Genomic DNA, 12,628 nt, shown 5'->3' with positions numbered 1-12,628 from the left:
GGCTTCTGCCTGCTGGCGAAGCGGGTCGGGGAATGGCGCATTTGAGGGCTGGTCGAGGCGGAGGGGGATCACCCGTCCTGCACGGCGCGGTAGCGCAGGAAGGATGGGGAGACCGCCGCGACCACCAAGCGAAGCCGCGCAGCGGCGTAGACGGTCTGGCCCTTGCGCCAGGGGGCCGGAACAGGCCCCGCAATCAAATAAATGGTGCGTCCTGGCGCCTGCGCAAATCGATCGGACGGCATGGGTCGAGCGCGATGGCTGGTCCGATCGACGCTCACTTTATATGAAGAGGTGATCGCTTTCAGGCGCCTAACGAGCGGCCCAAATTTGTATGATCCTTGAGGACATGGCCTTCTGACGTCGCTTTTCCGGGGCGCGCGATCGCGGAATGCCGGCAGGTCGATACCGACCATTATGGCCGCGCCGTCGCCAGTTGCTCTGTGAAGGGGCGGGATCTGTCGTGTGCTCAGGTTGACGGAGGCTTCGCTGTGAAGCGGTATGGGTTCTGGTTTGTTAGAAGCAGTGGGGGATCTGCAACCTCTGTTCTTGCGAAGCCGACCCTTCTTTGCCGCTCAAGAGCCAGAATCACGTATTCAACTGCTGACCGTCAGCTGTTAATCGACGCGAGGGTTTAAGACTGACAGCCAGAGCCTGGGATGCGGGGATCGAGCGCCCTCCCCTGGTAAGGTCGGGCTTCCTAGTCTGGTCCGCCATTAGATTGCTGGTTCAGCCATGTCCTTCGACCGCGAAGCCAGCAAGCAGTTCAGCCAAAGGTTCAACGCTGTCGATATTACCCTGAAGTGTATCGTTCAGCGCATCTTCCACCTTTTTAGCAATGAAACGGGAAGGACCCGCATAAGCGAGAGACCAGGTTAGAAATCGCCGGACGTCGTAAGGTCCCGATGCAATCGTTCGAACATCTTCATGTCGAGGATCTCGAATAATGCTTTGCTTGAGCTCGGCTATGGCGGTGGGCGAGCCTTCAAGATATTGCGCGAAGCGGCGTCCAGTGAACAGAAGCGCGCCCGTTACCCCTAGCAACCGGTTGCGCGGTCTTGAGACGTCGATGATATCTCGTACTTGTTCATCAACCTGCACGCCCCCCAAGCGGCTCGTGCTGATATAAAACCATCGCTCAAACATGCGAACGCTATAGAACATTCGTACAAAAGGAGTAAAGACGAGGCGCACGGTGGGGACCGTTCTGTGCGCCTCGTCTTTACCGGTGGCCATTCCTCGGGGGAGGACATGACCGATCGAAGAACTCCCTGTTACGGATTCTTGGTTAACAGGCGCCCAGCACGACTGTCGTAAAAATACGACAACGGTATGTTCCCCTTCCTTAGGCTCGCAGCGCTAGCGCCCCTCCCGAAATTCGGAGGTCCGCAATGTTCGAACAGAAAATCGAGGCTTTCAGCACAACTGAGGGTGGCGCAGACCTGCGCCGTCACCCTCGGCGGACGGTGTTCAAATCGGCGTTGCTCTACCCCGTCATCAAAGAAGCGAGCTTGTCGATCACGAATGTCTCCAGCCAAGGCCTCAGCGGCCGGAGCGCGCTGTCACTGGGCTTGCGCGATGAAGTGCATATCAGCTTCAATGCGACGGATTTTCTCACCGCGGAAGTCCGCTGGACCAACGGCAGCCAGTGCGGCTTGCTGATGGAAGAGCCGCTGCTTTGGCTTGGTGGGCAAGAGACCTTCATGAACCAACTGGCTCCTGATGAGCAACCCAGGGAAACCCGCATTTCAGTAGACATGCCCGCTACCATTGTTACTTCAGCGCCCGTCATGGTGGGCACGATCCGCAACCTGTCCGTCGAGGGCATGATGATCGAGACCGCGGGTCTGAGAGAAGGCACCCGGCTCCTGGTGAAAAGCCGTGGTCGAGGCGTGCGAATGGGCCGCGTGCAATGGTCGAGCGGCGGGATGGTGGGTGTATTTTTCGAGAGTGGAATCTAAAAAAGCCTAGGTGGGGCAACCATTTCTACAATGACGCGTTACGCGCGCGAGGGGAGGAGCATAAGTCGGTCGCGATGGGCGCAAAATGTCCTGTGTATATTGTCCTCAAAGACGCTCGCATCCGCCGACATCTGGTGGAGACGCTTCGCGCAGAGCAATATCATCCGATGCCCTTTGCATCCGGTAGCGACTTTCTAGAAGCTCTCAATCACCTTCCCTCAGGTGTAGCAATCTTGGATTTGTATCTCCCGGACAATTGGGTGGATGTGCTGACGCAATTGCTATGGACTCGGAAGGATATTCCGGTGGTGATTACGGCGGAGAATGCCAATATCCAGACAGTAGTTCAGGTCATAAAGGTAGGCGCTGACGATTTTCTCGAGCAGCCTTTTTCAAAGAAAATGCTGCTGGAGGTAATCGATCAAGCGTCCGATCTTCTAGCGTCGAGAGAAGATCTCCAGAGGCAGAGAGATCGTGCGGACTCCTTGCTGAAAAAACTTACGAGACGAGAGCTAGATGTATTAAGGTTAATCCAATCCAACAAGAGCAATGAAGCTGCAGCCAATGAACTGCGCCTAAGTGTCAGAACGATCGAGACATACCGCTTGCGCATCATGAGAAAATGCGGCGTGACGAAATTCGCTGATGCGATCTCAATCGTGGCGATCGCTTTGGACGGCCGCAGCGAGATCTGAGCAACAACGGCACCTGTTTTCATCAACCCTTCCAATATGCAGCACAATTCGGAACGTCGGCTGCGAAACGGGCAGCCGACATCATGACGATGCAATCAACTTCGGCTCAAGAAGCCGGCCGTTTCGGGGTATTGAACGTCTCACGCTCTTCTTGATATGGGATAGTCCCGCGCACGACCGAAGAGAACGAGTTTGACAAGGCTCCTGAACGAAAGAACAGCGCTCATTCACTCCATTCGGCTATCCCCCATCGCGTCGATCATCACCGATGCCAAGGGCGTTGATAACCCCATCATCGCTGCCAATGCGCGTTTCGAGCAGCTGACCGGATATGCCGAAGAGGAACTCCTCGGCCGCAACTGTCGCATTCTAGCCGGGCCAGAGACGGATCGCTTGGCCTCGGCGGCGCTGAGCCGGGCGATCGCCGTGGGCACACCAGCAGTGGTGGAATTGGTCAACTATCGCAAGGATGGTAGCACGTTCACCAACGCCGTGATGATCGCGCCGCTATTCGATGACGAAGGAGAAATCGCCTACTTCGTCGGGAGCCAGATGGAGGTTGAGAGGCAGCATGCCGGGTTAGCCCAGGCCTGGGCGGCGGAGCGGATCGGTACCCTCACCCGGCAACAGAAGGTTGTGCTGCAACTGATGGCACGGGGGCTGCGTAATCGGCAGATCGGCGAGGAGCTAGGCCTTACCGAGAAGACGATCAAGATGCATCGCGGAGCCCTCATGAAACGGCTCGGCGTCGCTACGGCAGGCGAGGCCATGCGGCTTGCCATTGAAGCCGGCTTCTAAGCGCAAACCGTTGCTGATCTGCAGAAAGCGATTTCCGGTTGCGCCCAGCGCCTGGGCGAGTATGGACTTTAGTCCATAAAATCAGGCCGGGGGGCTAGCATAGGATCAAGGTTTTGCGTCCATTCGAAGCCAAGAAACAGCCCCCCGCAGAGATATTCCAACAGCTCGTCGATGCTGTCACTGATTACGCCATCTATATGCTCGATCCTGAAGGGCGGGTGGTAACCTGGAACAGCGGAGCGGAGCGATTCAAGGGCTATAGCGCCGAAGAAATTATCGGGGAGCATTTCTCCCGCTTTTTCTCGCCGGAAGATCGCGATCTGCGCCTTCCCCAGCGCGCTTTGGAAACGGCGGCCAGCGAAGGCCGCTTCGAAGCAGAGGGTTGGCGGATCAGAAAGGATGGCACGCGCTATTGGGCGCACGCGATACTGGATGCCATCCGGGACGAAGACGGAGCGCTCGTCGGCTTTGCCAAGATTACCCGCGACATTACCGAGAAGCGGCAGCTGGAACAGGCGACGTACGAAAGCGCCTTGCAGCTGCGGATGCTTGTGCAAGGCGTGCGCGATTATGCGATTTATATGCTCGACCCGCAGGGCAGGATCACAAGCTGGAACTCCGGCGCGGCGGCCATCAAGGGTTATGAGGAGCAGGAGGTCCTCGGTCAGCACTTCTCGCTGTTCTACACCGAGGAAGACCGCGGCCGGGGGACCCCCGAGATTGCATTGGCGGCTTCCCTGCGGGACGGCAAGTTCGAGGCCGAGGCGCAGCGGGTTCGCAAGGACGGGTCGCTATTTTGGGCGCACGTCCTGATCGATCCGATCTACAATGAAGCTGGCGAACATGTCGGCTTCGCGAAGATCACCCGCGACATAACGGAGAAAAAGCAGGCAGAACTTGAACTGCGGCAAACGCAAGAAGCGCTGCTCCAGTCACAGAAGTTGCAGGCTTTGGGCGAGCTTGCCGGCGGCATTGCACATGATTTCAACAATCTGATGACGGTCATGCGTGGTGCGGCGGACCTGATGTTGAGGCTGCCCGACATGCCGCTCGATAAACGTAGCCGATATTTGTCCGTCATGGTGGAGACCGCAGAGCGCGCAACCAGCCTGACCTCACAATTATTGGCCTTCGCCCGCCGCCAGCCGCTGGAGCCGGAAGTCATGGATCTTAGTGTCCGTCTGGACGCCATGGGGGAGATGCTGCAGCGCACGCTTGGAAGCCTCTATGAGGTGGAACTCGACCTTGCTCCGGCGCTGTGGCGCGTCGAGATAGACCCGACTGGCCTGGAAGCTGCCCTGCTCAATGCGGTTCTAAATGCGCGCGACGCGATGCCGGATGGCGGGCGTATCACCATCTCAACGGCAAATGCCCCGACGCACGAAGGCGACGGCGTCATATTGGCGATCAGCGACACAGGAGAAGGAATCCCGCCGGAGACGCTCAGGCGCGTCTTTGAGCCCTTCTTCACAACCAAGCCGACGGGCAAGGGCACGGGTCTCGGCCTCTCCCAGATCCATGGCTATGCGGTTCAATCCGGCGGTACGGCCCGGATACACTCTGAGGTCGGCAAAGGTACCCGCGTTGAGCTTTGGCTTCCCCGCACCCAGAAGAAGCGGCAACTGGACATGGCAGCGCCCGATCAGACTAGGCGCTTCCCGGGATTGAAGGTGCTTGTCGTCGAGGATAGCGAGCACGTCCGCTATTTTGCCCGGCAACTGCTCGACGATCTTGGCTGTGATGTCATCGAGGCGTCGAACGGGCACGAAGCGCTAGAACAGCTAAAGGAACATGATGTCGGTTTGATCTTCTCCGACATTGTCATGCCCGGGATCAGCGGGCTGGATCTGGCAAAGACGATCCGCGAGACATACCGGGACATTCCGGTACTTCTCGCGAGTGGCTACAGCAGTAAGCAGTTCATCCCTCACGACGAGCGAGAGTTCCCTATTCTTCGCAAGCCCTATAAGCTGGAGACGCTCACGGCTGCGATCGGCCAACTCATGAGCGATCCGTCTCGCAGGGCAGACGACACAAACGACAAGCGATGACATCGTTGCGAAAATCGCCTCTATTGCCCCTCCTACCGGCCAGTGGAATATCCACGTCGAAATGCTGCGCTTTTTGCCACCCTCTCGACCCTTTATGGATGCTCAACCGCCAATTTGGAATTCCCAGGTACAGCCGGTCCGCTATTTCAACGGCTGTCGCCGACAGTGCGGCCATAGAAGCCCTTGGTCGGCGCCGTCGAAAGCGGCCATAAATTCATCGGCTACCACCGAATCCGCAGCCCGCGCCTAGCCGAGTGGCGTGCGCAGCTTCTCGAGCCGTTGGGCCAGCGCGATGCTCTCAAGAAGGGTCTGGATCAACGATTTCTCGTAATCGTGTTCCTCGATCGGCGCGACATAGCGCACGTGATCCCGGAGAAAGGACCGCTCTGTCCGCCACATCTGCTTCAATGTCTGATCGCCCTGCGAAAGGGCATAGTAGTAGTCCATCCGGTTGGAAACCATCGGATCGTCATCTTCCACGAAGATGCTTCCGTGATTATCTTGGACGTGCGATTGCCAGTCGATCAGCACGTCGAATGCTAGGATCATGCGATGCACGTCTTGCGGGCGGTAAAAATTTCCGGGTTCGAACCCGTGCATGACATAGTGCCGGTTCAGTACCGACATTCCGAAATCCGCGTCATTTGTATGGGTGTACAGCCATTTCTCCAGGAAGTCGGCGAACACATTGGCGTACATAGCGCGAGCCTGCCCCATTGTAGTCAGCACGGCTGGATCGCCCACCGGTCCACGCACCATCGCGATAAGGCGGTTGTGTCCCGGTCGATTGGGCTCTCCCAGCTGCCAGCCGGAAAGTGCCAGCAGAATGCCCTCCAGCGCCACAAGAAGCAGCAGGACCGATCCGGCGTAGTCTCGCTTGTAGTACGCGAATATCGCCCCTTCATAGAGATGCGAATATTCCCGAACATGAGCCAGCCGTAGCGCGTGGCGTACATATTTCGCGCGGTTGTTCGGATGGTAGGCGGCGTCTGATAATACGCGAAAGATCGCCAGTTCGGCATCCGCGAGCGCAGCGGCGTCCGAGGGTTCAATTCGCTCGAGCCGATCGCACGTCGCCTTCAAGCGTTCGAATTCACCGCCCGTGATATACGGAGCAACGAACCAGCCGTAGCGCATGAGGACCTTGCTGCAGGCAAAGAAAGCCGATGTCCATTCCGAGTTCAAGGCACAGTTCCTGTAAAAGTTTGATTCGCGCAGGCGATTAGTACCCGGCGATGGTCATCGGCGCTAAATCGCGCCGCATCGTTCTTCAACCTTTCCCGAAGGTTTCGATGAGCAGATCCGGCTCGGGATGGACGGACAAGGACGCTTGGGGCCTTTCCCCCGGTCGGTCATTTTTTCAGCCAGCCACTGGGCTCTCATTACCACCGACCCATTTGCCGCCGCTTAGCCGCGGCGCATGAAATCCAATGTATCGGGCTCCTCCTCTGCATCGTCCCATGCACGCCAGGCGGCGTCGCCGAGATGGATGAGCGAGATAGTGAAATCATAGTGATCGGAAAAAAGCGCTACCTCAGTTGAAGGCTCGCCGAACCAAGTGTCGTCGTGTTCGGCGACAAGCCTTCCTCCGTGAAAGCCCGCAGTTGCAGCGAGCGAGGCGGTCGGAACCTCGATCGGCGCACGGTTAGCCGTTCGATAATAGGCTCCCGTCTTGAGCGCGCTTTTGCTGGAGCGTGCCCAGAGAATGAACCCGTCACGCGAAACGACGAGCACCGACCGGCGTTCAGCATATTCGATCCATCGCAATGCTGCCGCGATCAACGACACCCCGTAACGCTCGCCACAGGCAGAAAGATCGTCGAGTGTCGGCCGCGCTTTGGCCGGAACCTGAGTTCGGAAGTCATTCAGCGGCATCAGCAGCCCCGCTGCGAAGCAATTCGCCTGCTGTTCGATCTCGCGATACGCGGAATCCCAACGTACCATATCCTGCTGGCCGCACTCTACGCCTTCAGGGTGTGCGAGCCGGTGCAACAGATAGTGACCGAACTCGTGGGCGAGCGTGAAATTGATCCGGCCTTTGGAAGCGATCGCGTCGTTGTAGATGATTCCCCAGCCTGATTTTCCGGTAGGGGCCCGGTAGAGAGCGCCGTCAAATTTTCCAAGGTTCGCGCCTTTTACCAAGGTAATCGCATCACCGACAAACCGCTGTGCACTGAAGTCGCGCGCGATTACTGCCACATCGACCGGGAACCGTCCCACACCATCCGCATAAACGTGATCCAGCATCCGCGTAAGGTCCGCTGCCCAACGATTAGCAGACGGCGTAGCACTCACTCGTCATCGCCCCACAACTCGACCATCCGCCGGATCTTGGCTTTGGTCGGCTCATCCATCTTTTGATAATTGCGATAGAAGTGGGCGTCGGCGGCCTGTTCCTGCGAGGCTTCTCCCTGAAGCAGGAATTCTATGGTGGTCCCGAGTTTATCAGCAATCTTCGCCAGCTTTTCGGCGGAAGGCCGCGGGGGATTCTTGTTCTCCAGTTCCCAAATGTAGCTCTTGCTTGACCCGCTTTGCTCAGCAAGCTGGTCGAGCGTTAGACCCTTTTCCTTACGCAGATTGCGGATGCGGTCGCCGAGAGGGTTCGCAGATGTCATTCTTCTCCGGTTCGGGCAAAGTTCGGACTAGGCGTACCTTAGCACCTTGACAAGCGAACGGCAAACATTCAGCTTGTTCGGAGTAGCGATACATTTCGTATCGACATTGTGAAGGAGCCATAATGGCCGAGGGACCGAAGTCACACCATGTGGTGCCGAACCCGGCTGGCGGCTGGGATGTGAAACGCGGTGGAGGCGAGCGCTCGAGCGGTCACTTCGATACTAAGGTGCAGGCGGTCGATCGGGCGCGCGAGATCAGCCGTAACCAAGGTACCGAGCTGCGCATCCACAACCGTAATGGTCGCATCGCTAGCAGCGATAGCCACGGCAACAATCCTAACCCGCCGAAAGGCTGAGTGAGTAACAACCGGCAAAAAGCGGGTCATAGTCTATAGATCGTGAGGCAAAAATGGCATGGGATCGTGATCGAGCGCTAGCGCGCATTCAGAAGTTCAAAGAAAGCGTTCCCCAAGGGAATATCGTCGTCGAAGACTTTTCTCGTTACCTAAATGAGCGGCGAGTGATGAAAGCGAGCGGTATTGTCACCGACGAGAAGATGGCAATCCTGCGGGTGCCGAGAAATCGTGCCATCACCACGCACGGCGCGCACATCTACGGTAACCTTATCGATTTCAACAGCGTTCTAGAAGATGCAGGCCGTGAGACCGAAGCCAGCCATGCGCGCGCGTTGGAATTCCTGCATGCCCATTACAGCGCCTGCGATGCCCTCATTGATGAATTCGAAATTCAAAGGGTCGATTTTCACGGTTCGCGCCTTCATGCGGTAGTGCTCACGCCCGAAGGCCAGCACAACGAGCCCGAGCGAGTGCGCAAAGCCATATCCTTTGCAGCTGCATTCCGCGAAATGGTTACGCGCCTTGGCGTCGACTTCCCCGAGTTTGAAGCGCGAGTACGCATCGGAATTGACAGCGGGCCTGCGGTGGCGATCGACAGCGGAAAACGCGATGAGCCTGATCCTCTCTTTATCGGCAGTCCCGCCAATCATGCGGCCAAGCTCGCTGATGGAGAAGATGAAGGAATTTTCATTAGCCCTCGGGTTCAGGGAGTACGCGACCAAAGCGCACCATTGACGTTCTCAGCCTTGGCGAAGTCAGTCGAAGCGCGCTTCTTGCATGAGCAGGTCGATGTGCGCGGAAAAACTCTAGATGCCGATACCCGCTTGGCTAAGGCCTATCGCGACTTTCAAACGGCGATGAGCCAGCGCGGGAGCACAGCGTTTGCTTCGGATGCGGCCTTTCACTTCCATTACAAGCAGCCGCCACTCAAGGATATCGTGTTTGCCGAGCATCCTCCAAGCAACGCCATTCGGATGCCCTTGGCTTCTATTTTCGCGGATATCGATGGTTTCACGGCCTATGTGGATAATGCGATCCTCTCGGGCGATGTCGCACAAGCAGTGGCAAACCTGCACGTGCTTCGCGCGGAAATGGCGGCGGTGCTGAGAGAGGATTTCGGCGGTCGCAAAGTGCGCTTCATTGGCGATTGTGTCCATGGCCTGTTGGCTGAAGGGAATGCCCGAGAGACAAATGCATCCGACACAATATGCGCGTCTGTAAAGGCGGCGGGCGGCATTCGTTCCTCATTCGATCTTTGTAAGGCGGCGTTGCCCGGGATTGCCGAATTGGGCCTTGCTATCGGAATCGATTTTGGTCCCACGCCCATCTGCCGCATCGGTCTGCGCGGCGCGGCCAGCGTCAGAAGCGCCTCAAGCCGCGCGACTTGCGTCTCCGAAAACGAACAGCGTCGTTGCGACGGTGCTGAGACCGCATTGGGTGAAAAGGCATATGCCGCTGCTCCGGCTGCCGTGCGGCAAATCTTCGGAACTGAGCGCGTCATCTCCAACATGGATTATAACGCGTCGGAAATGCTGCTCGGTACGATGGTCTCACCGTATGTTGCCACATTAGCGGCGGAACCCATGCGGGCACATGCGCCGGAGCCGATGAGGGCGCATTCAAAGCTGTGAGCAGGTATGGCATCGCGTTATCTGGAAGAAAATTGTCCGACCTGGTTTTCGATTGAGGCATCATCCGCCCTGATCTTGACGGGTACGGCGCGCGTGGCTGGAACGCTGTGGGAAGCTTCAGGTGTCGAGCTTTGCATAGAGGGATTTTCCACGCTTAGGGTCCGCGAAACCACGCCAGGAACTGTTTTTCCGGCGCGCTGCCCCGAGCGCCACATTCAGCGCGATCAGACTTTTTGCCTTGGTTTGCACAACCTCGAGGTCACGTCGAATGAGACGGCCGCACAGTGGTGGGAGCAGCTCCGACAATATCTGCGGTGCCAATCGGTTGCCGATCAAACAGGAGTTTGGCCACCTTCCCATGCGCTCGATCATGGTGATGCGGGGCTGTGGCATGAAAGGGCGCTCATCGTCTCCCGCGAACTCGGCATCGAGGAAGAATATGCGGCATCCTATCTGGATGAGCCATCGTGGATTACCGATCCTAACCTCCGTTTTTTCGATAGGAAGGGCAATCCGATCAATGGCCGAGCGCCATGCCCGAGGGGGTGCAGACATACGAGCCGGCGCAAATGGTCAGTGGTCCGCAAGGACTGTAAGAATAGGGCTTTGATCTTGGAGCTCATTTCTTGCGAGCAAAAACGTAGGATCGACCTTGAAAAATACTGGCGGCAAGCTCTCGGCAACGGAGAGACCTGCTGTGGCAAGATGAAAACATGCGGATTACGGTGAAACTAGGGAGGCTTCAATGGGCGCTTTGCTTGATCGATTTAGCGGTGATGAAAATAAAGGGAGGTTGCTCGAAGCGGTCTCGCATCAGGATTTGGTGGCGAATGATCCGGCGCTGGCTGAGAAAATCATCCGCGCTGGAGAATTGCAGGAGCTGGCTGACGGCGATGTCATCATCAAGCAAGGAGACTGGGATGATGATTTGTTTCTCATCCTGGCCGGACAGATGCAGGTGAATATCAACGGGCGGCCACAGGCGGTTCGTGAAGCTAACACGCACGTCGGGGAACTCACTGGCACATCGCCTGCGAGAGCGCGAACGGCGACCATCTCAGCCAAAGGGGAAGCTCTCGTCCTTCGGATCAAGAGGGCCGCGTTGGATGAAATTACAGGGCAGGATCCTGCCTTCTTGAAACGCATGCTGAATGTCGTGGCTGAGCGGCTTGATGAAAGAAACCGTGGTATCGGTCAAACGAATGAAATTCCAGTCGTCTTTGTCATTTCGTCTTCGGAGAAAAAATCCGTTGCGAATGAAATTGTGAGAAATCTCGATTCTAACGAAATCGCGGTGCAGTTATGGGACAAGGGCACATTCGGTATTTCCGATTACCCCATCAGCTCGTTGATGGATGCTATCGAAGCGTCTGATTTTACGATTGCCGTCGTCGGTGCTGACGATGTTCTCACCATGAGAGGTGACGTCCACCAAGTTGCACGAGACAATGTCCATCTTGAATACGGGATATCGCTGGGCGTTCTCGGAAGGCGGCGGTCTATGCTGCTGGTTTGTGCGGATGATGGTGTGCGCTTACCCAGTGATGCGGCAGGATTAACGACGCTACGCTATCGTGGCGGGACCGAAGACGAGATGAAGCGCACTGTTCGCAATGCCTGTATCGAAGCCAAAGAGCATATCGGTAAAGAGGGCGTATTCACCGACCGCCGTGCCCGATAGCGCAGACATGAGGCCCCATGCCTACTTACGTTGAAACACTGAGCGATGCCATCGACGATATCTTCTCGGTGGATTGGGACGAGCGGGACGGGAGAACCGTGCCAGAATCCGGCGATATCACTCTTCGGAACGGTGCCGTCAAGCTCGACGCGGTTTTCCTCTACGCCGATCTGGCGGGATCATCCCGCCTTGCCAGCGTTTGCCCGTGGCAAACTACAGCGAAGATAATTCGCGCTTATCTCGACGTGGCGACACGGCTGATCAGAGCGTGGAACGGTGAAATCAGGAGCTTTGATGGCGACCGCGTAATGGGCGTATTCATCGGGGATACACCGAACAGCAATGCAGCCAATTGCGCGCGGGAAATCGACTATATGGTCGAAGAGGTCATCATGCCTAGGGCCACCAAGAAATTCAAATCGATCAGGGATAACGACATCAAAATCACGCACTGCGTGGGAATTGATGTAGGTATATCCCGCGCCGTTCGTGCAGGTATCAGAAACAACAATGACATCATATGGATAGGAAAAGCTCCCGCCTTTGCGGCAAAACTTTCGGATATACGAAACTATCCGTGGAGCGTGTATATGTCCTCACGCTCTTACAAGAAGCTTTCAGACGGTGCAAAGTTGAATCATGAGGGCAAGAATATTTGGGTCGCGGTTGAGCGCACGGTCGGCGGAATGACTGAGACGGTTTACAAAACAAAAGCGCTAAAGATGCCATAAATTGGGACTGCAGGGCCAAATGCTGGAGACCGGGATTGAGAGGCTCACACGGTTTCGTGACGGATGGAGGTACAATTGCAATTTCTTCATTCCATGAGAGATAAAGCGTACT

Annotated in this window: 14 protein-coding genes; 9 read left to right on the top strand and 5 right to left on the bottom strand. The window is 56.7% G+C overall.

Features of this window, described 5'->3' with window-relative positions; translation table 11 throughout:
- Positions 1-68: 68 nt before the first annotated feature.
- Both ACZ51H_RS17935 and ACZ51H_RS17930 read right to left on the bottom strand, forming a co-directional pair.
- Entirely contained in the window at positions 69-242 is a 174-nt protein-coding gene (locus ACZ51H_RS17935; protein WP_454888429.1) for a hypothetical protein, read from the bottom strand.
- 484 nt (positions 243-726) lie between these two features.
- Positions 727-1,143 carry a BLUF domain-containing protein gene (locus tag ACZ51H_RS17930; RefSeq protein WP_464803541.1) on the bottom strand — a complete coding sequence of 139 codons (417 nt, stop codon included), beginning with the start codon at positions 1,141-1,143 and terminating at the stop codon, positions 727-729.
- Positions 1,144-1,388: 245 nt separating this feature from the next.
- Here ACZ51H_RS17930 and ACZ51H_RS17925 point away from each other — a divergent pair, with 245 nt between their 5' ends.
- The 4 genes from ACZ51H_RS17925 to ACZ51H_RS17910 all read left to right on the top strand — a co-directional run bounded on the left by ACZ51H_RS17925 (position 1,389) and on the right by ACZ51H_RS17910 (position 5,502).
- Positions 1,389-1,958 (top strand): PilZ domain-containing protein, encoded by a 570-nt coding sequence (locus ACZ51H_RS17925; protein WP_464803540.1) that lies wholly within the window; start codon positions 1,389-1,391, stop codon positions 1,956-1,958.
- Entirely contained in the window at positions 1,910-2,653 is a 744-nt protein-coding gene (locus tag ACZ51H_RS17920) for a response regulator transcription factor (RefSeq protein ID WP_464803539.1), read from the top strand. Before ACZ51H_RS17925 ends, ACZ51H_RS17920 begins: the two co-directional genes overlap by 49 nt.
- Positions 2,654-2,845: 192 nt before the next feature.
- On the top strand, positions 2,846-3,451 hold the full coding sequence (locus ACZ51H_RS17915) for a PAS domain-containing protein (RefSeq protein ID WP_464803538.1): 606 nt from the start codon (positions 2,846-2,848) through the stop codon (positions 3,449-3,451).
- 113 nt (positions 3,452-3,564) lie between these two features.
- A complete protein-coding gene (locus tag ACZ51H_RS17910) occupies positions 3,565-5,502 on the top strand; it encodes a hybrid sensor histidine kinase/response regulator (protein ID WP_464803537.1) in 1,938 nt (645 codons plus the stop codon).
- Between the two features lie 246 nt (positions 5,503-5,748).
- On the opposite strand, the gene ACZ51H_RS17905 is transcribed toward ACZ51H_RS17910, so the two are convergent.
- The 3 genes from ACZ51H_RS17905 to ACZ51H_RS17895 all read right to left on the bottom strand — a co-directional run bounded on the left by ACZ51H_RS17905 (position 5,749) and on the right by ACZ51H_RS17895 (position 8,117).
- Positions 5,749-6,687 carry a hypothetical protein gene (locus tag ACZ51H_RS17905; protein WP_464803536.1) on the bottom strand — a complete coding sequence of 313 codons (939 nt, stop codon included), beginning with the start codon at positions 6,685-6,687 and terminating at the stop codon, positions 5,749-5,751.
- 222 nt (positions 6,688-6,909) lie between these two features.
- Positions 6,910-7,749 (bottom strand): ImmA/IrrE family metallo-endopeptidase, encoded by an 840-nt coding sequence (locus ACZ51H_RS17900; RefSeq protein ID WP_464803535.1) that lies wholly within the window; start codon positions 7,747-7,749, stop codon positions 6,910-6,912.
- Between the two features lie 44 nt (positions 7,750-7,793).
- Positions 7,794-8,117, bottom strand: a complete 324-nt coding sequence (locus ACZ51H_RS17895) for a helix-turn-helix domain-containing protein (protein ID WP_464803534.1) — start codon at positions 8,115-8,117, stop codon at positions 7,794-7,796.
- A gap of 122 nt (positions 8,118-8,239) precedes the next feature.
- Between ACZ51H_RS17895 and ACZ51H_RS17890 the strand changes: the two genes are divergently transcribed.
- The 5 genes from ACZ51H_RS17890 to ACZ51H_RS17870 are packed head-to-tail and all read left to right on the top strand — an operon-like array spanning position 8,240 to position 12,516.
- Positions 8,240-8,473, top strand: coding sequence for a DUF2188 domain-containing protein (locus ACZ51H_RS17890; RefSeq protein WP_464803533.1), 234 nt, complete (start codon positions 8,240-8,242; stop codon positions 8,471-8,473).
- Between the two features lie 53 nt (positions 8,474-8,526).
- The gene (locus tag ACZ51H_RS17885; RefSeq protein WP_464803532.1) at positions 8,527-10,104 is read left to right on the top strand and encodes an adenylate/guanylate cyclase domain-containing protein; all 1,578 of its coding nucleotides are present in this window, start codon (positions 8,527-8,529) and stop codon (positions 10,102-10,104) included.
- Positions 10,105-10,110: 6 nt separating this feature from the next.
- On the top strand, positions 10,111-10,833 hold the full coding sequence (locus tag ACZ51H_RS17880) for an E2 domain-containing protein (RefSeq protein WP_464803531.1): 723 nt from the start codon (positions 10,111-10,113) through the stop codon (positions 10,831-10,833).
- Positions 10,834-10,849: 16 nt separating this feature from the next.
- On the top strand, positions 10,850-11,785 hold the full coding sequence (locus ACZ51H_RS17875) for a TIR domain-containing protein (protein WP_464803530.1): 936 nt from the start codon (positions 10,850-10,852) through the stop codon (positions 11,783-11,785).
- 17 nt (positions 11,786-11,802) lie between these two features.
- Positions 11,803-12,516: an adenylate/guanylate cyclase domain-containing protein gene (locus ACZ51H_RS17870; protein WP_464803529.1), complete on the top strand. Its 714-nt coding sequence runs from the start codon at positions 11,803-11,805 to the stop codon at positions 12,514-12,516.
- Positions 12,517-12,628: the final 112 nt, after the last annotated feature.

The sequence above is a fragment of the Sphingobium sp. TomMM15 genome (genome assembly GCF_055397045.1).
The sequence above is the reverse complement of the archived record's forward strand: the minus strand, read 5'-3'. Positions and strand labels throughout refer to the sequence as shown.